The following is a 21,061-nucleotide window of genomic DNA, read 5'->3' as shown; positions in this document are numbered from 1 at the left end:
CAGGCCGTCTGGAGTGGTCGATACCTAACTGGGTCGACGTATAAAAAGATGCTTTTCCTTTAATAGATATACGTCAGCCCCCAGCGATTAAGTTCACGATAGACAGTGTTTATTTTTTATAGGACCGAGAGTTCGGACCCTGCGGTAGCTTTGCCCATCGCAACGATCTGATGACACATCGATATCACTGATAGCGTTAAGTAACCTTTACACTTTTCGATCAAGAGTTCTATTTGAGCGCCGTCCGACAAAGCGAACTAGCTGCGCGGCTCTCACGCCAAATTATTGACTTGGGTGCTCTATCGTTACTTGCCCATTACATGTTTCATTATTGACACACCTGTTCCAGTGACTTAACACTTTCGCAATTCCACCTACTCTAAAGCGTTCATCGGAGGGGCAGTGGCATTGCTGATGCGTGAACAGGCATGCTTAACCCATATTCCGGAGCTTGCCAGAATGCTGACGAGTACCCAAGGTTCCAATTGGTATCTTTTGCAGTGCAAGCCGCGTCAGGATGAACGGGCACAAATCAATCTATTGCGACAAAACTACGTTATATTTTGTCCGCAAATTATTAGTGAGCGCGTGATTCATGGCAAACCCCATCAATCCCTCGAACCTCTCTTCCCGGGTTATCTTTTCATCCAGCTGAGCCGTGACGACAAATGGGCGCCCCTGCGTTCTACCCGCGGCGTCAGCCGTCTCGTTGACTTCAACCACGGCCCGGCAATTGTCCCGGACGATGTCATCGAGCATCTGCGTACCCGGTGTTTTAAGCCACCCGTAATGCAGGCCTCTCAACCGTTCAAACCCGGGGAAACGCTGCAAATAACCCGAGGACCACTGTCGACACTGGAAGGTATTTTCCTGAGCATGTTAGGTGATGAACGAGTCATGATTCTTCTTCACTTTTTGAATAGAGAGCATCAGGTCCGCGTGCCATTAACTGACATTGCGCGATCTCGGCCTTGTCTATAAACAAATCATAGTCGTTTCTAACTTATGCATCTTACAACAAACTGCACAATTCAAATTAAGGCCTGTTATTGCCAGCACCAGCGCAACCACAATTGAACTTATACATTCTTCCTCAACCAATTAATTATTGATTGCCACCGGCATTACACAGCCCCGACTCACCCACTGTTTTTCCGGTCTATAGTCATTGAACTCACCCCTTGGAGCAATGATATGACTCTCAAGACCCGCGGCCCTTTCGCACTGTTCATGATCTATTTGTGTCCCGGAACGGCCTGGAGTCTTGATCCCCAGTCCATTGATATTTATGGGTTCGACTTCACCCCTACCCTGCTGTTTTCAGAAAGTTATGATGACAACTTCCGCGAACTGGAGCGGGCGCAGTCTTCGATGGTGACAAAAGTGGCGCCCACTTTCGAACTCAAGGCTGAAGACCGCAACAGTGCTACCCGACTCATCTGGCAGCCTACCCGGTACATCTATCATGACGACTCGGATGCCTCGAATACGGCACAACGCTTGCGCCTCAATAGCATCATGGAATTTACCGACCGCCATCGACTGAAGCTTGATGCGGAAACACGTAAATACGAGCGTACGACGTCGACCGCTGTCGACGGCGTCAATGACAAGATTCGCACTAATCGCGTCAACGGTCTCTATACCTACGGCGCCAGGAGCGCTGCCAACCAGATTGATCTGGGCGCCAGTTATGCCCAACTTCGCTACAACAACTCAGGCGGCATCAACGATGACAAAGAGCGCGATACCACTGGCCTGACCACTACCTGGTACCACCGCATCGGCAGCAATACACGTGGATTACTCGAGTACGACCATACCGTCTTTGATTACGAGTCCAACAGCCGTCTCAACAGCACATCCGATGCGGTCCTCGCCGGTGCCGAATGGGATTTCACCGCACGCACCACCGGCAAAGTCCGTGTTGGTTATGAGCGCAAGAACTTCGACGACAGCGATGTCGATGACCTCAGTAACCCGACCTGGCAAGTGGATCTGCGCTGGAAACCACGCACCTATTCGACCTTCTCCTTTGTTGCCCGCCAGGCGATGGCCGAGGGCGACGACGGTGCTGATGCCGTCAAGACCACCACGGCGATGGTCGGCTGGCGTCATGGCTGGACCGAACGCATCACCACAGTGGCCGAAGTCGGCCTTGGCCGTTACGAGTACGAAGGGCAGGACCGCACCGACGACCTTCGTGACTACAACCTCGGCGTGGAATACGCCATGCGCCGCTGGCTGGATATCGAGCTGGGCTATCGCTACCGCAATGATGACTCCGATGTCGACAATCAGAGTTTTGAACGCAACATCTTCTTGCTCAGCTTCAATGTAAGTCTCTAAGAGAAGAGGTTTTCCCCATGAACTCGCGAATGCTTGGCTTGTTGTTCGTGCCGTGGCTGTTGCCCGTGACGTTTGCAGCAGACACCGGTGCCCAGTACAAACTGGCAGCCGGCGATGTATTGCGTATCACTGTGTTCGGTGAGCGGGACCTGAGCTTCGAAAAAATCCGTCTCAACGATGCCGGAATGTTCTCCTATCCATTTCTAGGTGACATTGCCGCCAAGGGACTCACGCCCCGGCAGGTAGAAAAACTCATCGTCGACGGGCTCAAGCAAGGTTATCTGGTCGACCCCAAGGTCAGCCTCAACCTGATCGCCTACCGCTCGTTCTACATCAATGGAGAGGTCCAGAAACCCGGCAGCTATCCATTCGAGCCCGGGTTGACGCTGGAGAAAGCCATCGCCCTGGGCGGCGGCCTGACCGAACGAGCCTCGATCAAGCGGGTGACCATCGTGCGCGGCGATGGCTCCCCACCGCTGACCGACAAGATCACGCGCAGCACTGCCATCGGGCCCGGTGACACCATCTCCATTGCACAAGGCTTTTTCTAATCATGGACAACAGCCCTAGCCTATATGTCGAACGTCCGATCCAGCCGCATGTGCCGCAATATCAGCAGTACAGCGAGGAAAAGGACACCATTGACCTGCTCAAATACTGGAGGGTGATCTGGCGCGCCCATTGGAAAATCTGCTGGTGGGTAGTGTTTGGCTGTGTGTTGGCGGTGGTTACGCTGTCGTTCATTCCCTCGCAGTACATCGGCAGCACCACGTTGCTGATCAAAGAGAAAACACCACCGTTGCTGGCCTTCCAGCAAGTCACGGATTCGAGCGCCGGTACCGTCGATTATTTGCAGACGCAATTGGCGCTCTTGCAATCGCGCGATCTCGCTGAACGCGCCGTCAGAAAACTGAACCTGACCACGCACCCGGTAACGGATCCACGCCAGCAACCGCAGTCATGGTTTGCGCCGCGCAAATGGTTGGCAACGCTTGAACTTGACCAATGGCTGCCAGTACTGGGTCGTTTGACGCCGATGCCGGTGGTGCCCTCTGAGGCCGAGGTGTTCAATCAGGTCACGCAGAACCTCATGCGACGGACCCGCGTCAAATTCGTCGGCAAGAGCCAGCTGATCAAAATAGAAGTGGAGCTGCCCGACCCTGGTTTGGCGGCCGCTACCGCCAATGCGATTGCCCAGGGTTTCATCGACAGCCAGCTCGATAACAGCCTGAAGTCCTCGCTGACCAATACCAGCTGGATGAACTCACGCCTGATCGAGTTGCGCAATAACCTGCGCAGTGCCGAAGACAAACTTCAGGCTTACCGGGAAGCGCAAGGCCTGGTCGACGTCGGTGGTGTCGCCACCATCAGCGCCAATGAACTGGAATTGACCGGCAATCGCATGATCGATGCCCGTCGTAATCTGGCAGAGGCCGAGAGCCAGTTCCGCCAGGTACAGGCCCTGAGCAACGGCAACCTGAGCAAGCTGTCCAGTGTGCCGGCTGTGTTGAGTAACCCTTTGGTGCAGAAATTCCAGGCGCAACAGGCCAAGGCCCAAGCCAAGGTCGAGGAGCTGTCCGGGCGCTATGGTCCAAAACATCCGACCCTTGCTGCCGCCCGTGCCGAGTTGCGGACGGCTACCGACAGTTTGCGCTTGCAGGTTCAGCAGGTGGTTGCCGGTATCGAGCGTGAATATCAGCTATCACAAGCCAATGAAAACTCACTGCGCAAATCCTTCAACAGCAACAAGGCGCAGCTACAGGATATTTCGCGCAAGGAGTTTCAACTGCGAGAGTTCCAGCGTGAAGTCGACAGCAGCCGTGCGCTGTATGAGACCTTTATCACCCGTTTGAAAGAAACCGCGGCCACCTCAGACATGGACTCCACCAAGGCGCGCATCGTCGACCCCGCAATTGTTCCTCTGGAACCCAGCAAACCACGTAAAAAACTGATTCTGGCGATTGTCGCTGTCGTGGCTGCGCTGATCGGGGTAGCGCTGGCATTGCTGTCCGAAACCCTGAACAAAACCTTCAAGAGCGACGAAGCCATTGAAAGTACGCTTGACGTTCCCCTGCTCAGCGTAGTGCCGCTGGTCACGAGGAAAAGCCGCCGGCAACTGGCGCGACTGTTCGACGACAACGACCATCCGCGCTTTTGCGAGACCATTCGCAACCTGCGCACCTGGTTGATGCTGCACGGCGGCGACATGCCGTCACAGGTGGTACTTGTTGCCTCGACCATGGCCGAAGAAGGCAAAAGCACCATCGCCAATAACCTGGCCTACTCCCTTGCCAAGCTGGAACGGGTCCTGTTGATCGATGCCGATATGCGCAGACCCAGCCTTTCGCTCAACTTCGATTTCCCGGCGGACAGCCCGGGGTTGGCCAACGTCCTGGCGGGCACTGCGCGGCTGGAGGACTGTATCCGTTCTGTCGGCAACCTCGACATGCTGCCGGCCGGAAAACTGTCGCCGCCACCGCTGGATCTGCTGGGTTCGACGCGCCTGGCCCCGATGCTTGAGGCGCTGAAGTCGCGGTATCAACGCATCATCATCGATTCCCCGCCGGCACAAATGGTCAGCGATGCATTGTTGCTGGCCAAGCATTCAGACGCGGTGATCTACGTGATCAAGGCCGAAAGCACGCCTGTCAGTGAGGTACAGAAGTGCCTTGCGAACCTGCAGCAGTGCCATGCGCCGGTGTTCGGTGTGGTGCTTAACCAGGTTGATCTGAGCAAGGCCCGCAAACAAGGCTACAGCCATTCCGATACGTTCCAGAATTATGACTACTTGCCCAGGTAGAACCTTGCGCCTGCCTCACCCGTAGTCCCCTTCAAATATCTACTAAAAACTGCTTCATCCCAGTCGAGCTATACCAGCGTGCGGGAACGAGGGCGTGCAATTTTTGGCGCCGATGTCCAACCCATGCCCGGAGGTTACGCCGATGACATCGCTCTACACCGCTCAAATGACGCGCCGCCGAGGTCTGACCTTCTGGGGCCAATGGCTGTGCGCGCTCAGTCTGGTCAACCTGCTGCTGATGTTGCTGGTGTATTGGCGCGTTGGCAGCCTGACCAGTGAATACCGTATGCTGATGATTCTCACCGTGCTCGGTTCGGTGCCGATCTACAGCGTCATGCAGGTTTACCACAAGCGTCATGAGTGGTTATCAGGACTCGCTCGGCTGCTGGCGGCCTGGATGATCTTGCTGGCCGTGCTGATCAGCATTGCCTTCGTCACCCAGACCAGCGTGATTTTCTCCCGTCAGGTGATCATCGTCTGGGCCGTATTGGGTTACCTGATCCAGGCGGCGAGCTTTTTGCCGCTGCATTACCTGGCCCGACTGTATTCGCAAAAGCTGTGCAACGAGCGCCGCGCGGTGATCATCGGGACCTGTCCGACCGCACATACGCTGGCCAGAAAACTGTCCAGGCGCAATCGCGTACCGCTGCTGGGTTTTATCGCAACCGCCGACCATACCGGCCCGGCCCCGAGCATTCTGCCGCTGCTGGGACGTATCGACGAGGTTCGCGAAATCATCACCCGCCTGCACGTACGCCGCGTCTATATCGTTTTGCCGATGGCACAAGCCGCCATCATCGAGGCGCTGTACATCGATCTTCTGGACGTGAATGTCGACGTGGTCTGGATCCCGGATTTCGGCAGCATGGTGCTGCTCAATCATTCGATCTCGGAAATAGAGCGAATGCCCGCCATCTACCTCAATGAAAGCCTGATCAGTTCGCACCCCGGCAGCCTGCTCTGCAAAGAACTATTCGAACGTAGCCTCGCCGCCATGGGCATCATCGTGCTAACCCCCTTGCTGCTGATCGTGGCGGCCGCCGTGAAGCTGTCTTCGCCCGGCCCGGTGCTGTTCAAACAAAATCGCTACGGCTGCAACGCTGAGGTGATCAAGGTCTGGAAGTTCCGGACGATGCGTGTGCACGACGACAACGAAGTGCGTCAGGCCACCCGCGATGATGAGCGCATCACTCCGCTTGGGCGCTTTTTGCGCCGTAGTTCCATCGATGAACTACCACAACTGTTCAACGTGCTCTTCGGCGAAATGGCCCTGGTCGGCCCGCGACCGCACGCCGTCACGCACAACATTTACTACACCGGCAAAGTCCGCGCCTACATGGCCCGTCATCGCCTCAAGCCGGGCATCACCGGTCTGGCCCAAATCACCGGGCATCGAGGTGAAACCCAGACGCTGGAAAAAATGCAACAGCGCGTCGCCCAGGACCTCAACTACATCAACCAATGGTCGCTGTGGCTGGACATCAAGATTCTGGTCAAGACGCCTTTTACGTTGTTCTCAAAAGACATCTATTAATAGGGTCGGTTGACCCTGAGGCCCAGCCAATGATCGACCTGGAATTAATCGGGCATTACGCACCCAATCTGCTGGACGCCAACAAGGCATTTTCCTTCATCAATTTTGCGTCCATCGGCGGTCTGCTCGACCGCCCCCCGACTTCCATCGCCTATTTTTGCGACGGCATGCTGATGTCGACCTTCATGTCGCGCATCACCGGGCGCACGATCGGCCGGGTCAGCTTCGACTTCACGTCCATCGCCGATTCTGTATTCAGCTATGCCGAGAAACGCGGCAAGCGCCTCTATTTTGTCGGTGCCCGGCAAGCCGAATTGGACCTGTTCCTCGATAAGATCAGGGCTCGCTATCCCACGCTGATTATTGCCGGGCATCACAATGGCTATTTCGATGCAGCGCAGGCCGCGTGCATCCTGGCAGACATCTGCCGCAGTGAAGCGAACATCCTGATCGTAGGCCTGGGCGCAGGGCTTCAGGAACAGTTCGAGCAGGATGCCCTGCGTGCCGGCTTCAACGGTGTGGCATTCACCTGTGGCGGTTTCATTCGCCAAGAAGCCACGGCGACGCATGATTATTACCCTGTACTGATCAACCGCCTGCATCTGCGCGCGTTCTATCGGATGTACCGCGAACCGCACACCATCAAACGCTACCTGATCGATTACCCGACCAATTTTGTTCATCTGTTGGTGATGATCATCCGGCGAAAAGTGACCATCAATATCACTCATCCCTGAACATCCAGTACCGAGCCACGACCATGCATATCCTGTTCACCCTCAAGGACTTCAAGCCCGATGGTGGCCTCGAGCGTGTCCAGCAACGCCTGGCCAGACAGTTTCTGAAAGATGGTCAGCGTGTCAGTTATTTCGTCATGAATGGCGACACGCCAGACGATGAAGGAACGGCCACGCTCAATGGCGGCGGCAATGGAATTGTCGGCCTGTTCAAGTCCATCGTATTGCTGCGCCGGATCATTCGTCGCGAACAAGTGACTCACCTCATCGCAGCCAAAGAACAAGCCAACCTCTGCACCTGGTTTGCCACCTTGGGTAGCCCCTGCAAGGTCATCTATAGCCGTCATGCAGCACTGGATTGCGGTGAACAAAAAATCAGCCCCGCCACCCTGCGCCTGCTCTATGCGTTGTACCTCTGCGGCAACGGCCAGGTAGTGACGGTTTCCAACGGCTTGCGCCAGTCCCTCTCTGACCTGGTGCCCTGGGGTCGCGAACGCATTCGTTATTGCCCCAATGCTGTGGTCACCGAACAACTGCTCAGTGCCGCACAGACGCCCATGTCCACCGGTTTGCCGGCGCAGTTCTGGCTGGCAGTGGGACGGCTGATAGAACCGAAAGGTTTCCACCTGCTGCTCGATGCCTATGCCATGGCCTTGCGCAGCGCTGCGCTGCCGGATCTGGTGATCATCGGCGATGGCCCGCAACTCGCCGCGCTGACCTCACAGGCCAGCCGCCTGGGCATCCAGGACCGTGTGCATTTCACCGGTTTCCTGAGCAATCCCTACCCTTTTATCAGACAGGCGAGACTGCTGATCCTGAGTTCGTTTCATGAGGGCTTGCCGACCGTGCTGATCGAAGCCCTGGCGCTGGGCACCCCAGTGTTGGCCTGCGACTGTGAAACCGGGCCCCGTGAACTGCTTGATAACGGCCGCCTTGGCGATCTGGTCAAGGTCAATGATGTACCGGCGCTGGCCGAAGGGATGTTGCGCAGCCTGATCTCGCACAGCCAGGCGACGCCAAGCCGGGAAGTGGCCGCTGAAGCCGTCCGGCAGTACACCAGTCAACATGCCGCGCAAGCGTACTACCAGGTTTGGAATCAATGAAAAGACTGCTGATTATTCTGCAGGACTTGAGCGGGGGCGGCGCTGAAAAAATGATGGCGCGCCTCGCCGGCGCGCTGACTGACGCAGGCAATGACGTGACCTTGTTGATGCTCACCGGCATGGGTGTGAACTCGGCATACCTCGACCCTCGGGTCAAACAGGTGCAGTTGCACAGTGCGCGCAGCTCCAGAGCAGTGCCGGCGCTGGCACGCTTTCTTCGCCACAATCGCTTTGACGCACAACTGGCCGCCCTTACCCATGTCAATGTCGTAGCCATCGCCGCGGCTGCGCTGTCAGGTACGCTGGCGCGCCTGCATGTCAGCGAACGCAATGCGTTTTCCCATGACAGACACGTCAATCCCGCGTTGATGGTGCGTATCGCCTATCTGTTGGCACCGCTGCTGTATCGGCTCATACCCAATCCGGTGATCTGCGTCTCGCGCGGTGTTGCTCAGGACTTGGTCGACACCACCATCACGCGCCCCCAGGATGTCACCATCGCTGACAACCCGGTGCTCGACAACGATTTTCGCGACAAGACGCCGGGACGTCCAAACCACCGCTGGCTGTCGAAAAAAACCGCCCCGGTGATTGTCGCTGTAGGTCGCCTGGCACAGCAAAAAGGCTTTGACGTATTACTCGATGCCTTTGCCCGATTAGCCGATCCCAGTGTTCGATTGATCATTTTCGGCGAAGGCGCGCTCAGAGCCGAGTTGCTCGAGCAGGCCATCGCCCTGGGCGTGGCCGACCGCTTCGATCTGCCGGGCTATACCAGCGATCCATTGGCCGAGGTGGCAGCGGCCGATTGCTTTGTGCTGTCGTCGCGTTTCGAGGGCAGTCCCAACGCGCTGGTCGAGGCCCTGTCCACGGGCACCCCAGTGGTATCGACCCGCTGCCCCTATGGCCCGCAAGAGATTCTCGACAATGGCGCGATCGCCCCGCTGGTGGCGGTCGACGACCCTGACGCACTGGCCCGGGCGATCAACGTGGAACTGACGTTGCCGCGTGATGCAAACCGCCAGGCGCGCATCGATGCCGCTGCCCGTTTTGTGAGTGCGTGCGCGGCGAAGACTTATCTCGATGCCTTGCTAGGGAATCAATCGTGATGAACAAACTGGAAGTCAGGTACACCACCCTGCGCGACGCTTTCACATTGTTCGGCGTGCTGTTCTATACCCAGGTCATCGGATTTTTTTTCGGGTTGGCTGATACCTCGAATCTGGACGCCGCCGAAAGAGACCTCGAAGGCAACGTGGTCAACCAGATCTGCGGCCTGATCACCCTGCTGGTTCCGCTGTTCTTCTTCATCCGCAACAAGGTCTTCATCAGCAAAAGCTTTTACAGGAACAACACCTTCCTGCTGATATTCATGCTTAGCTTGGCCGTATCGATCAGTTGGTCCTACGACCCGATGTTGAGCTTCAAACGGTTTGTGGCGCTGATCAGCGTGGTGTTCTTTGCCGGTTTCATTGCCTACAACTACAGCCTCGAGAAAATCGCTTTCATGCTCGGCTGCACCATCGGCGCAATAGCGCTGTTCGGTTTGATATTCGCGTTGATAAGGCCCGACATCGTCTTCATCGATGGCGGCATTCGTGACGGTGCGTTCAAGGGGATTTTCCCGGAAAAAAATGCCGCTGCCCGGCTCAACGCGATCGCCATTCTGTTACTGCTGCCGATGATCCGTCAGCGCAATCCCTGGGCCATCGTCTACTCATTATTCTCGCTGATCGCGATTGCGCTGGCCCAATCTGCCACGGCAATCGCACTGATTGTTGCCGGCACCGTGAGCTATTGGTACTTCCTCACGCTGATTCGCTTGCACATCAACCGCTCACTGACAGCATTCCTCGTTACCACATTCATCTATGTGCTGATCTGCCTGTTTCTATACGGCAATTACACCCTGCTGCTGGAACTGATGGGGCGTGACGCTTCACTCACCGACCGCACGTTGATCTGGGGCTTGCTCACACCGCTGATCGACGCCGAATTCCTCAAGGGTTACGGCTTCGGCGCTTTCTGGTCCAGCCCGGGCGCCGAGGCATTCATCAACCGCTGGGGTTACATAGGCAATGCCCACAGCGGCTACATGGAGACCTTGCTCAACGGCGGTGTCATCCAGCTGACAGCGCTGATCCTGATGCTGATCGAGGCGTTGATCAAACACTACCGGGCCGTGGTAGCGGATCAGTCGGCGCGGTTTCACGCCAGCGCTATGGTCATCATCGCAGCGTTCATGCTCACCAACTATGTGGCGTATGTCGTTCCCAACTACCGCTGCGCAGAGTTTCTGGTGTTCTGCGTCCTCGCCCTGTCCTTTCGGCATCACCACGCGACATACCCCGAGTGGTCACGGCCAACCCTGGGTCAGCGTTCGCCTGGCAAGGCATTACCACGCGACTCAGCCAATGCGTAACAGAAGGAGAAATAACCATGCCAGACCAAGCCCCCTCTTCACCTCCCACAGTATGCGTCGTGATCGCGATGTACAACGGCGCCGACAGCATCGAGCAAACACTGGCGTCCGTGGCCGGGCAAACCCGACTGCCCGATCACGTCATCGTCATCGACGATGGTTCCACCGATGATGGACCACAACGCGTCAAGGACTTCGCGGCGCCGTTTCGCCTGACGCTGTTGCATCAAGCCAACGAAGGCCAGGCCAGCGCCCGCAACCACGGACTGCAGCACACTGAAGAGACTTATGTGGCGTTTCTCGATGCCGATGACAGATGGTATCCACAAAAGCTGGAGCAACAACTGGCACTATTTGAGGAACTGAGTCGTCAGGGGCGGCCGGTGGCGCTGATAGATTGCTACGTGCACAACGACTACAGCGACGGTACGCAAATACTGGAAAACCGGCTAAAAAACGGCAGGCATTTCGACGATTTCATCCGCGCCAACGTCCTCAATGGTGTGTCCTCCGCGATGGTCAGACGTGACGTGATCATGCAACTCGGCGGCTTCAATCCCAGCCTGCGTTACTCCGAGGACCGCTTCATGTGGACCCGGATCGCCGAACACTGGGAGGTTCACACCGTGCCAGAGGTGCTGCTGCAGCGCATGGTCAACAGCGGCAATATGACCGCGCAACCGACAAGGTATTACCCGTACAAGATCAGGTTCATCGAAGCGTTCCTCTCCCACTTTGGCCCGCAGTTGAGCAAGCAGCAACGGATCGATTTCGCGCTGGGCGCCCACTCCGACTTTCTCGAACTGTTTTCCCGCAGAGGCGAGCATGCCCAGGTGATCGATGTGTACCGGCGAATGCTGGAGTACTCCTGGCAAACGCTGATCTTCAGGAACGGCAAACCGACCTTGCGCTTGCTCTATGCATGCGTCCAGTCATTGCGCAAGGCAGTAGCGTCAACCACCGCTCATTGAGCCGGTATCCGCCATGGCCAATCACCGTCTGGTTAAATTGATCTGGATTTTCACCGAGAAATTCGGCCTGATTTTCCTGTCGATGATTACCTTTGTCGCGTATGCCAGGCTGCTGTCGCCCACAGAGTTGGGTGTGGGCACGGTCATCATTGCCATCGTCGAGTTGATCGGCATGATGTATTCCTCGGTTCTGGAAGACCCGCTGGTACGACTCGAGCGGCTGGAAGACAAACACATCGCCACAGCCTTCTGGGCGTCGGTACTCGTCAGCCTGGCGTCCATCGTCGTCATCTCGGGCGCGGCGATGCTGTACACGCCTGACCCGATGCTGCAATGGATGACGGCGGTGGCCTCGGTAAAAATCCTGTTCACCATGATGGCGCGGGTCTATGTGGCGCAAATGCGCCGTAGCGGCAACTTCAGGATGCTGGCGTCGCGCACGCTACTGGGCAAGGTATGTGGTGGCGTGGGCGGCATCGCTGTCGCGCTCTGGGGATTGGGTGCCTGGGCGGTCATTGCTCAGGCACTGATCATGGAGTTCGTGTCCATTATCGTATTGATGCGCGCAGACCCGCGCCGCATTGCCTTTTACATTGACGGCCCGCTCTTGCGCGAACTGTTGAGGGCCGGCGCACCGGTTGCCGTCAATGCGCTGAGTTCGCAAACGCTACAGCGCGGGGTCACCGTCATCCTGGGCATGACGGCCGGCACCAACGCGGTTGGCATGTTCAACATGGCGATGCGCATCATCGATCTGCCGCGCACGGCGATCTATCACGGCCTGATCAGCTATGCGCTGCCGGTGTTTGCCCGACGCAGCGCCGATCCATCGCGGTTGCGTACGATCGTCAGCGATTCGACCGCCGTCAGCTGCTTCCTGCTGACGCCCCTGTTCATCGGCATCGCACTCACGGCGCACGACCTGATCCTGTTGATCTTCGGCGCCAAATGGACCGAGGCCATTGTGCTGCTGCAAGTGCTTGCGTGCACGGCAGCCATCGGTAATACCGCCATGTACGCCACGACCGCACTGGTCGCGGTCAATTGCAGCCACCTGACCATCAAGGCCGAAGTGGCAACCACCGTATTGGCACTGGCGCTGGTCTATGGCTTCGGCAGCCTCTATGGCGGCATGGCCGCCGCTCTCGCCCTGCTGGTCCGGATGGCGGTCATCACGCCACTGCAAATCCGCGGGTTGAACAGTGCAATCGGCTATGGCTGGCGGCGATTTTTCGAAACCAACTATCGCAGCGTGATTGCTTCGTTCGTCATGGCAGCGATCGTCCTGATGGTTTCTCCCCGCCTGGGTGTTCAGGGCTACTTGCACCTGATCTGCAGCATCGTGGTTGGCGCGCTGAGCTATGCCGTGGCGTATAGCGTGATGCATCCGCGCTGGCCGCAAGAATTCAAATCGGTTTTCACCATCCGCTGAGAGGACGCACCCGACAACCTTTTCCCTTCCCGGACCCCATTCTCCTGACTCGTGCAATTTCCTTGTGACAGGAACGCCTCATCATGCACAAAACCACGTTGATTACCGGCGGGGCCGGATACATCGGCTCCCATACCACCCTGACCCTGATTGACGCCGGTCGACAGGTGCTGGTCCTCGATAACCTGTGTAACAGCTGCCGCGAATCGCTCACGCGCCTGGAGTATCTGACTCGCAAGCGAGTCGATTTCATTGAAGGTGATATTCGCGATAGTCAGCTGCTCGACGATATTTTCAGCCGCTACGACATCGACGCCGTGATGCATTTTGCCGGCCTCAAGTCCGTCGAGGAAAGCGTTCGCAAGCCGCTGGATTATTACGCCAACAACGTGGTTGGCACGCTCAACCTCTGCCATGCGATGGCCCGGTCTGAGGTCTTCAAACTGGTGTTCAGCTCGTCGGCCACCGTGTATGGCGCCCCCCGGCAGATACCGCTCATCGAAGACATGGGCGCAGGCAAACCGATCAATCCCTACGGCCGCACCAAGCTGCTGATCGAAGAGTTGCTCACCGACCTGTGCCTGTCCGATCCGCAATGGAGCATTGCGGTGTTGCGCTACTTCAACCCGATTGGTGCTCACGCAAGCGGGCTGATCGGAGAAAACCCCAATGGCAGGCCCAACAACCTGCTGCCTTGCCTGACACGGGTCGCGATGAGGCAAGTGCCCGAACTCATGGTGTACGGCAGCGACTACCCCACTGTCGACGGAACGTGCGTGCGCGATTACGTCCATGTGCTCGACGTTGCCGATGGCCATCTCAAAGCGTTGCGGGCGTTGCAGAACACAAACGGCATCCACGTCTGGAACCTGGGAACAGGCATTGGCCATAGCGTGCTGCAGATCATCCACAGCTTCGAGAACATTACCGGTATTACCATCCCCTTCCGGTTCGCACCGCGCCGCGACGGCGATATCGCCGAATGCTGGGCCGACCCCACCAAGGCAGGGCGTGATCTAGGCTGGTACGCACAGCGCGACCTGATGCAAATGATCATCGACACCTGGCGATGGCAATTGTGTAACCCGCATGGGTACCACTCCCAACCCGGATTGGCGGCATCGACTGCGTTGAAGCAATGGATATGAGCAGGTTCATTCTTTTGGCGGCCCTGCTATCGGTCGTTTGCAACGCGTCGGGTGGCACTCCCTCGCCGCAGGGCAACGGCCTGGTGCTGTGGCTCGACGCCACCGACGCGTCGACAATGACCCTCGATGCCCAGAACCACCTCCTGCGGTGGCACGACAAGTCCGGCGAAGCCAATGACGTTACCGTAGACAATGGCGCAGACGCCGCACTTCCGCAGCGTGTGGAGAACGCCATGAATGGCCATCCGGTGGTGCGCTTGAGTGGTACTTCAGCCTTCCTTGGCAAGGCCATTCGTACGGCAAAAGGCCCTGTTACCCTATTGATCGTGTCACGCAGACTAAACGGGCAAAGCGGCGGCGAGACCTGGCAGCGACTGTTCAGTTCGCGCCCGATAATCGCCGATAACGACAACGTGCCACCGAACTTCGCGATCAGCGTGCAACAGCGCACGGCCTACGATCCGACCCTCTTCGTCCTGGAACTCAACGAAGTGCCCATCGGCCCGTATGCGGTGGGGCGGAATGTAGTCGGCAGCGTCGAACATTTGCGCGGCGACATCGCCGAAATACTGATGTACGACCGGCACCTCGCCTCCCTGGAGGAACGGCAGCGCATCTTTCAGTACCTGGCGGTCAAGTGGTCCGTCGCCCTCCCCAAGGCGGCCAATTCCTGGACCCGCGTCGGCCCGCTGGGAAAGGTACCGGAACGGACCAACACCGGACTGCCGCTGTCCGATCAGGGCAATGCCGGCCAGTGGATGCTGGACACACAATTCTCCGACGACTTCGATGGCGCGACCCTTGACCACAGCCGCTGGCACGTCAACAACGCCACGGGCACCGACTCGCTCGGGCGCAAACCGGCACTGTTCATGCCGGACAACGCTTACCTGAGCGACGGCCATCTGAACATTGTTTTCCGCAAGCAAACCTTGCCGCAAAAGTACGTAAAACTCGGCTTTGAAGGTTACAGCTCGGCGATGGTCCGAACGATCGAGCGCAGTTTTTACGGCTACTACGAAGCCCGCGCCAAACCGATGGACTCGGCCGGCTCCAGCGCCTTCTGGCTCGCGTTTACGGGGCTTGCCGACAATGCCACGGAAATCGACATCTTCGAAATCGGTGGCAAAACCAAAAACGCCTCCTTCGACCGTCGGTACAACATGAACGCCCACGTTTGGGCCACGCCGCACAGCACCGAGCATTTGAGCGATGGCAGCAGTTGGGTCAGCCCATGGCGGCTGGCCAGTGCCTTCCATGTCTACGGTTTTGACTGGCAGCCCGACACATTGCGCTGGTACGTCGACGGCGTACTGGTGCGCGAGGCAAAGAACACCCACTGGTTCTTCCCCATGCATATCCTCTTTGACAGCGAGGCCATGTGGCAGTGGTTCGGGGTAGTCGACGACGCCGACCTGCCCTCCACCTTCAACGTGGACTACCTCAAGGTGTGGCGTCGCGGTAGATAGTCGTCGACCGTTTTTCTTGAAAGGCTCCCACCGTTTTTCACCGGCGCCAGGCATTACTCCAACTCCAGGAATCCCCCATAAAAGAGGTCGCAACAATGAACGGTACGATGACTTCCGATCAAGCGATAGCCTGCCTGAATCTGGCGCTTGAACGTAACAAACAACTGTTCAGCGACGCCTATCACTTGAGCCACGCCGCCCTTGATCTTCTCGATCAGCCCAACATGGACGCGGAAAAGTTCACCCAGTATCAAAGGAAAAGACGGCAGGCCGATCTTAAATACCTGGAAGCTATCGAACACTTGCGATTGATCATGGCTGAATACCCTGTCCATCTCTTCTCTGCGCAGAACTCAATACATGAGCCACAGGGATGCCGGATCGACCGTTCTGGAAAACATGCTTAACGCCCTGCGCGAACCAGAACAGAGCACCGCGGCTCGGAAGTTCCCGCGACTGGTGCGTTGATCGCCTTTTCTGCCTTCGCCCCCCTATAGCCATCGAATGGACCCCCTCCCACTGCGCGAGCGACAGGCTGACAAGTTGTCGATGGCACGGCTGGCAAACAACTTGCTTAGGTCTGATCAGGCTTGAGCCATCAACGACGATGGCTTCGCAAACATCACGGACAACGGCGTCCGCTCCCCTGCGCATTGCGACAGGTGGGCGTGCGCCGTTTTTGCTTTCACCCCGGCATAAAAGGAAATCCTCATGCCTGCTCAAGGAATGCTCCCCCAGGGTCACGCCATCGCGCCTTCACACAGCGGTGTCGGCAAGTCACGCCCTGGTGGCATTGCACTGCGGTCATTGTTCGACCCTGGCATGGCCCTGCTCGAACGCACCAGGATCGGCCTCTGGTTACCACTCGGGTTGGCCCTCGGCGCCTGCGGTCTCGCACTGGCCGAACAGCCAGCAAGCGCACTGGCCCTGATACCTGGCGTCCTCTATCTGGGGTGCGCGTGGCATCTTCGTGAGCGTCATCAACGCCATCTACAGATATTCTGGGACACTGAACTTGCACAACTGCTGCGCAGCTCCCGGGATGCCGACCCAGCGACGCTACTGGTGGCCGCCAGCATGCAACTGCGCAACAACGAACGCTTGCGCAGCGAAGTACAGTTCGCCAGTCGTGCGCTGGAGCAAATGTCTCAACAGGCCCGCGACCAAGGTGAGGAACAGAGCCAACGAATCGCCATGATCGCCGCCGCCAGCGAGCAAATCGATCAGACCCTACACAGCATCGATGCCTTGGCCCAGGGCGCGCTGGCAGCCTTCGCCAACGCCCATACCATGAGCGAAACCGGTTGTCTGGAGGCGCGCTCAGTGGGTGACAGCATGCGCGCCATTCAGCACAGCCTGGGCAATACCGCACACGCCGTGGAAGCATTGCTGCAGCGCACTAGCGCAGTAGAAAGCACCGTCAATAGCATTCAGGCACTGGCCAAACAGACCCAGTTGTTGGCACTCAATGCCTCCATCGAAGCGGCCCGTGCCGGCGAGCACGGTCGCGGTTTCGCAGTGGTCGCCGATGAGGTCCGCAGCCTGGCCCAAGCCACGGACCGGGCTACCCATGAAATCACCACAGCCGCGACGGCGATCGCCATGGCCGTGCGCCAAGTGGATGGCGAGGTCAAGGAACACCGCGACCTGCTGGCTGCCGGTAGCCAACAGAGCGAGCAACTCGCCGCCAACCTCGACGACCTGGCTCAACATAGCCAGATCAATCTGCAACACCTCGGCGCCATGCAGCAGGCGCTCAGCGAGCATCAGCAAGCCAATCATGACCTCAGCGAACAGTTGCAACAGGTCAATGCCACGGTGCAAGAGCAGAGTACGCGGACCCATGCGCTGCACGACCTGACCCATTATCTCAACCAGCTCACCGTCGGAAACCGCCCATGAACCTACAATTCGCCGCCGCACTCGATGGTGGGCAATCCCGACGAACCCGTCTGCCACAAAACGACGCGGGACTCAGACAGATGCTTTTGCTGGGTCTCGACCTGTTGCAAGGCCTGCAGCAGCATCGCGGTCTCGGCGGACAGACCACCCGCGAGGCACAGCAACGTTGCCAGGCACTGGGTCATTCGCTCGACCAACGCTGGAAAGAATGGCCGTATAGCGCACAGTGCCAGGCCTGGAACGCATTACGCCGCGAACCTGCGGATTTCGAGGGCCATTGCCGGTTGCTGCAAGACTTGCTCGGCGCCATCCAGAACCTCGAACTGCGGCGCTGCGCGCTTAATCTGCAGCCCCCGAGTATCGCCGAGCGCTGTTGGGAGCTGGAAGACCTGGGGCGGCTGCGCGGCCTGTCGGTGCGCGCCGCCGCCCATCAGAATTGCCCACTGCAAATGCTTGTTCAATTGCAGTACCTGCACGAGCGCTTGCTCAGGCATGCCCCCCACTCGCTGCACAACGCGCTCGAACGACTGCAACGCTGCCTGATCGGTACAACGACAGTGTCCATCTCCCCGGCGCAGTGCTACGCCCTGCTCACCCCATTGCTCGACGAGCGCCTCGACGCCATCCGCCGGGATCTGGGCTAAGGCTTACCTCCATTCGACTTCGCAGCGGTGCGCAGGAGAGCTGTTTTAGTTCACCTCGCACCCACGCTGCCCAAAAAGTGATCAGTGCTTCGCTCTCCCCCGGCTCTACGCCCCCTTCGATATCTTTTTAGAAAACATCACAAAACCACTTCAAGCCTTTGTACCAATTGATTTTTTTCGCATAAAAAAACTCGGACATAAACTTGGCAAGCCCTTTGCTACTACTGACTAACAGACTCATGCGGCACGCCAATGGCGGCGTGCTGCACTTTCCGGACAACGGCGTCCGTCAGGTCCCTCTATCGAGGGTGCCTGGCGCACGCCGTTTTTTTTTTGCCCCTAAAAAAAGGATGTGGTTATGACTGATGAGCGTGACTCGCAACATCCGGTACACCCCGGTCGGCGCACCTTTCTGAAGCAATCCCTGGTGACGGCAGGTACTGTCGCCGGGATCGCCGCCCTCAATGTTGTCGCGCCGGGCTTTCTGCGTAGCGCAGTCTGGGCTGCCGGCAGCGACGCGCCGGAGAAAGCTGCACTGAAGGTCGGTTTCATTCCCCTCACCGACTGCGCATCAGTCGTGGTGGCGGCAACCCAGGGTTTCGGCGAAAAATACGGCCTTACTATCACGCCGAGCAAAGAGGCGTCCTGGGCCGGTGTGCGCGACAAACTGCTCAACGGCGAACTGGATGCTGCCCATGTGCTCTACGGCCTGATCTATGGCGTGCAACTGGGCATCGGCGGGCCGCAGAGAGATATGGCCATGCTCATGGGACTGAACCAGAACGGCCAGGCGATCACCCTCTCCAAACAGCTGCAGCAAGCGGGCGTGACCAATGGCGAGCAACTGGCCGCCAAGGTCAAGCAAGGTGGTACGCCACTGACCTTCGCCCAGACGTTCCCCACCGGCACCCATGCCATGTGGCTCAATTACTGGCTCGCCAGCCTCGGCATTAACCCGCTGACCGATGTGAAGACCATCGTGGTGCCACCGCCACAGATGGTCGCCAACATGCGCGTGGGCAACATGGACGGCTTCTGTGTCGGCGAGCCTTGGGGAGCCCGGGCGATTGCCGACAACATCGGCTTCACCGCCGTTACCACCCAGAAACTCTGGCCCGATCACCCGGAGAAAATCCTTGGCACCACCCGTGCCTTCGTCGAGCAATACCCCAACACCGCCCGGGCGTTGACCATGGCGGTGCTCGACGCCAGCCGGTTCATCGAGGCCAGCGTAGAGAACAAAAAAAGCACCGCCCAACTGATTGCCGGCAAGGCCTACGTGAATGCGCCCGTCGAAGTGATCGAACAACGCTTCCTCGGCCACTACGACGACGGGGCAGGCAACCAATGGACGGACGAGCATGCGATGTCCTTCTGCAAGGATGGCAGCGTCAACTACCCCTACCTGTCGGACGGTATGTGGTTCCTCACTCAGTTCCGTCGCTGGGGCCTGCTCAAGGAGGATGTGGACTACGCCGGTGTGGCCAAGTCTATCAACCAGACAAAACTCTACGGCGAAGCCGCCAGCCAGCTTGGCCTGACTGTACCGGGCAGTCCGCTGCGCAGTAGCACCCTGATCGACGGCAAGGTCTGGGACGGCTCCAATCCGGCCGCCTATGCCAACTCCTTCACCATCAAAGCCTGACCGGAGTAACCCGCCATGAACGCCCCCCTCAAGTTGCCAGCGCCGCCCACCACTACGGCGAGTACCCAGCCAGAGCGTCGCTCTCCCCTCCTGAGCGGGTTGCGTCAACGCGCCAGGGATGGCATTGCCCCAGCATTGGGTATCGCCCTGTTTCTCGCCGTCTGGGCGTTTATAGCCGCACGCAGTGAGGGCCTGCCCGGCCCGCTCGCTACTTGGTATTCAGCCCTGGAGCTGTTCAGCGCCCCCTTCTACGACAACGGTCCAAACGACATGGGCATTGGCTGGAACGTGTTGGCCTCCCTTGGCCGGGTCGGCATCGGCTTCGGCCTCGCCGCCCTGCTCGGTATTCCGCTGGGCTTCGCCATCGGCCGCTTCGCCTTCCTAGGCGGTATGTTCGCGCCGATCATCAGCCTGCTACGTCCGGTCTCGCCGCTGGCGTGGTTGCCGATCGGCCTGCTGGTGTTCAAGGCCGCCGGCCCGGCATCGATCTGGGTGATTTTCATCAGCTCGATCTGGCCGATCATTCTCAACACCGCAGCAGGGGTCGCCAGCGTGCCGCAGGACTATTTGAACGTCGCGCGGGTGCTCAAGCTCAGCGAGTGGAAGGTGTTCACCCACATCCTGTTTCCTTCGGTGCTGCCGCATCTGATGACCGGCATTCGCCTGTCCATCGGCGTGGCGTGGCTGGTGATCGTCGCCGCAGAAATGCTCACCGGCGGTGTCGGTCTGGGCTTCTGGGTGTGGGACGAATGGAACAACCTCAATGTCGAGCACATTCTCATCGCCATCATCATCGTCGGTCTGGTCGGCCTGCTGCTCGAGCAGGGCCTGTTGTGGATCGCCAAACGCTTCGACTACACCAACTGAACCTACGCCCGTGCGGGTGTTTGGGTTGCCCGCACCTGACG

At 58.2% G+C, this 21,061-nt stretch carries 18 protein-coding genes; all 18 read left to right on the top strand.

Annotated elements, in window-relative coordinates; all coding sequences use genetic code 11:
* The first annotated feature begins 459 nt into the window (after positions 1 to 459).
* The 18 genes from rfaH (at position 460) to ntrB (ending at position 21,020) form a co-directional block, all read left to right on the top strand.
* On the top strand, positions 460 to 981 hold the full coding sequence (rfaH, locus tag AB7M26_RS19840) for a transcription/translation regulatory transformer protein RfaH (protein ID WP_429388893.1): 522 nt from the start codon (positions 460 to 462) through the stop codon (positions 979 to 981).
* A 213-nt stretch (positions 982 to 1,194) separates the two neighbouring features.
* Complete coding sequence (locus AB7M26_RS19835) at positions 1,195 to 2,349, top strand: outer membrane beta-barrel protein (protein ID WP_429376295.1); 1,155 nt, start codon at positions 1,195 to 1,197, stop codon at positions 2,347 to 2,349.
* Positions 2,350 to 2,366: 17 nt separating this feature from the next.
* Positions 2,367 to 2,900, top strand: coding sequence for a polysaccharide biosynthesis/export family protein (locus tag AB7M26_RS19830; RefSeq protein WP_095631111.1), 534 nt, complete (start codon positions 2,367 to 2,369; stop codon positions 2,898 to 2,900).
* 2 nt (positions 2,901 to 2,902) lie between these two features.
* A complete protein-coding gene (locus AB7M26_RS19825) occupies positions 2,903 to 5,149 on the top strand; it encodes a GumC family protein (RefSeq protein ID WP_429376292.1) in 2,247 nt (748 codons plus the stop codon).
* Positions 5,150 to 5,291: 142 nt separating this feature from the next.
* The gene (locus tag AB7M26_RS19820; protein ID WP_429376290.1) at positions 5,292 to 6,683 is read left to right on the top strand and encodes an undecaprenyl-phosphate glucose phosphotransferase; all 1,392 of its coding nucleotides are present in this window, start codon (positions 5,292 to 5,294) and stop codon (positions 6,681 to 6,683) included.
* A gap of 29 nt (positions 6,684 to 6,712) precedes the next feature.
* Positions 6,713 to 7,420, top strand: coding sequence for a WecB/TagA/CpsF family glycosyltransferase (locus AB7M26_RS19815; protein WP_429376288.1), 708 nt, complete (start codon positions 6,713 to 6,715; stop codon positions 7,418 to 7,420).
* A 23-nt stretch (positions 7,421 to 7,443) separates the two neighbouring features.
* A complete protein-coding gene (locus tag AB7M26_RS19810; protein ID WP_429376286.1) occupies positions 7,444 to 8,523 on the top strand; it encodes a glycosyltransferase in 1,080 nt (359 codons plus the stop codon).
* Entirely contained in the window at positions 8,520 to 9,629 is a 1,110-nt protein-coding gene (locus AB7M26_RS19805; protein ID WP_429385831.1) for a glycosyltransferase, read from the top strand. Before AB7M26_RS19810 ends, AB7M26_RS19805 begins: the two co-directional genes overlap by 4 nt.
* Positions 9,629 to 10,942, top strand: a complete 1,314-nt coding sequence (locus AB7M26_RS19800; protein WP_429385829.1) for an O-antigen ligase family protein — start codon at positions 9,629 to 9,631, stop codon at positions 10,940 to 10,942. The genes AB7M26_RS19805 and AB7M26_RS19800 overlap by 1 nt, the downstream gene beginning before the upstream one ends.
* Positions 10,943 to 10,959: 17 nt before the next feature.
* Positions 10,960 to 11,913 carry a glycosyltransferase family 2 protein gene (locus tag AB7M26_RS19795; protein ID WP_429385827.1) on the top strand — a complete coding sequence of 318 codons (954 nt, stop codon included), beginning with the start codon at positions 10,960 to 10,962 and terminating at the stop codon, positions 11,911 to 11,913.
* A gap of 13 nt (positions 11,914 to 11,926) precedes the next feature.
* Positions 11,927 to 13,345 carry an oligosaccharide flippase family protein gene (locus tag AB7M26_RS19790; RefSeq protein WP_429385825.1) on the top strand — a complete coding sequence of 473 codons (1,419 nt, stop codon included), beginning with the start codon at positions 11,927 to 11,929 and terminating at the stop codon, positions 13,343 to 13,345.
* Positions 13,346 to 13,428: 83 nt separating this feature from the next.
* The gene (gene galE, locus AB7M26_RS19785; RefSeq protein ID WP_123494866.1) at positions 13,429 to 14,493 is read left to right on the top strand and encodes a UDP-glucose 4-epimerase GalE; all 1,065 of its coding nucleotides are present in this window, start codon (positions 13,429 to 13,431) and stop codon (positions 14,491 to 14,493) included.
* Complete coding sequence (locus tag AB7M26_RS19780) at positions 14,490 to 15,962, top strand: LamG domain-containing protein; glycoside hydrolase family 16 protein (protein ID WP_429376276.1); 1,473 nt, start codon at positions 14,490 to 14,492, stop codon at positions 15,960 to 15,962. The genes galE and AB7M26_RS19780 overlap by 4 nt, the downstream gene beginning before the upstream one ends.
* Before the next feature lie 95 nt (positions 15,963 to 16,057).
* A complete protein-coding gene (locus tag AB7M26_RS19775) occupies positions 16,058 to 16,369 on the top strand; it encodes a hypothetical protein (protein WP_123494868.1) in 312 nt (103 codons plus the stop codon).
* 304 nt (positions 16,370 to 16,673) lie between these two features.
* Complete coding sequence (locus tag AB7M26_RS19770) at positions 16,674 to 17,864, top strand: methyl-accepting chemotaxis protein (protein WP_429376274.1); 1,191 nt, start codon at positions 16,674 to 16,676, stop codon at positions 17,862 to 17,864.
* On the top strand, positions 17,861 to 18,508 hold the full coding sequence (locus AB7M26_RS19765) for a hypothetical protein (protein WP_429376272.1): 648 nt from the start codon (positions 17,861 to 17,863) through the stop codon (positions 18,506 to 18,508). Before AB7M26_RS19770 ends, AB7M26_RS19765 begins: the two co-directional genes overlap by 4 nt.
* Before the next feature lie 358 nt (positions 18,509 to 18,866).
* Entirely contained in the window at positions 18,867 to 20,153 is a 1,287-nt protein-coding gene (locus tag AB7M26_RS19760; RefSeq protein ID WP_429376270.1) for a CmpA/NrtA family ABC transporter substrate-binding protein, read from the top strand.
* A 15-nt stretch (positions 20,154 to 20,168) separates the two neighbouring features.
* Positions 20,169 to 21,020: a nitrate ABC transporter permease gene (gene ntrB, locus AB7M26_RS19755; RefSeq protein WP_123494872.1), complete on the top strand. Its 852-nt coding sequence runs from the start codon at positions 20,169 to 20,171 to the stop codon at positions 21,018 to 21,020.
* Positions 21,021 to 21,061: the final 41 nt, after the last annotated feature.

The sequence above is a fragment of the Pseudomonas sp. F-14 TE3482 genome, assembly GCF_053629455.1.
This window is presented reverse-complemented; position numbering and strand designations above follow the sequence as displayed.

What these genes read in the sequence shown, in the direction of transcription:
- rfaH (WP_429388893.1), top strand. Translation starts at nt 460, where the DNA reads ATGCTGACGAGTACCCAAGGTTCCAATTGGTATCTTTTGCAGTGCAAG.
- AB7M26_RS19835 (WP_429376295.1), top strand. Translation starts at nt 1,195, where the DNA reads ATGACTCTCAAGACCCGCGGCCCTTTCGCACTGTTCATGATCTATTTG.
- AB7M26_RS19830 (WP_095631111.1), top strand. Translation starts at nt 2,367, where the DNA reads ATGAACTCGCGAATGCTTGGCTTGTTGTTCGTGCCGTGGCTGTTGCCC.
- AB7M26_RS19825 (WP_429376292.1), top strand. Translation starts at nt 2,903, where the DNA reads ATGGACAACAGCCCTAGCCTATATGTCGAACGTCCGATCCAGCCGCAT.
- AB7M26_RS19820 (WP_429376290.1), top strand. Translation starts at nt 5,292, where the DNA reads ATGACATCGCTCTACACCGCTCAAATGACGCGCCGCCGAGGTCTGACC.
- AB7M26_RS19815 (WP_429376288.1), top strand. Translation starts at nt 6,713, where the DNA reads ATGATCGACCTGGAATTAATCGGGCATTACGCACCCAATCTGCTGGAC.
- AB7M26_RS19810 (WP_429376286.1), top strand. Translation starts at nt 7,444, where the DNA reads ATGCATATCCTGTTCACCCTCAAGGACTTCAAGCCCGATGGTGGCCTC.
- AB7M26_RS19805 (WP_429385831.1), top strand. Translation starts at nt 8,520, where the DNA reads ATGAAAAGACTGCTGATTATTCTGCAGGACTTGAGCGGGGGCGGCGCT.
- AB7M26_RS19800 (WP_429385829.1), top strand. Translation starts at nt 9,629, where the DNA reads ATGAACAAACTGGAAGTCAGGTACACCACCCTGCGCGACGCTTTCACA.
- AB7M26_RS19795 (WP_429385827.1), top strand. Translation starts at nt 10,960, where the DNA reads ATGCCAGACCAAGCCCCCTCTTCACCTCCCACAGTATGCGTCGTGATC.
- AB7M26_RS19790 (WP_429385825.1), top strand. Translation starts at nt 11,927, where the DNA reads ATGGCCAATCACCGTCTGGTTAAATTGATCTGGATTTTCACCGAGAAA.
- galE (WP_123494866.1), top strand. Translation starts at nt 13,429, where the DNA reads ATGCACAAAACCACGTTGATTACCGGCGGGGCCGGATACATCGGCTCC.
- AB7M26_RS19780 (WP_429376276.1), top strand. Translation starts at nt 14,490, where the DNA reads ATGAGCAGGTTCATTCTTTTGGCGGCCCTGCTATCGGTCGTTTGCAAC.
- AB7M26_RS19775 (WP_123494868.1), top strand. Translation starts at nt 16,058, where the DNA reads ATGAACGGTACGATGACTTCCGATCAAGCGATAGCCTGCCTGAATCTG.
- AB7M26_RS19770 (WP_429376274.1), top strand. Translation starts at nt 16,674, where the DNA reads ATGCCTGCTCAAGGAATGCTCCCCCAGGGTCACGCCATCGCGCCTTCA.
- AB7M26_RS19765 (WP_429376272.1), top strand. Translation starts at nt 17,861, where the DNA reads ATGAACCTACAATTCGCCGCCGCACTCGATGGTGGGCAATCCCGACGA.
- AB7M26_RS19760 (WP_429376270.1), top strand. Translation starts at nt 18,867, where the DNA reads ATGACTGATGAGCGTGACTCGCAACATCCGGTACACCCCGGTCGGCGC.
- ntrB (WP_123494872.1), top strand. Translation starts at nt 20,169, where the DNA reads ATGAACGCCCCCCTCAAGTTGCCAGCGCCGCCCACCACTACGGCGAGT.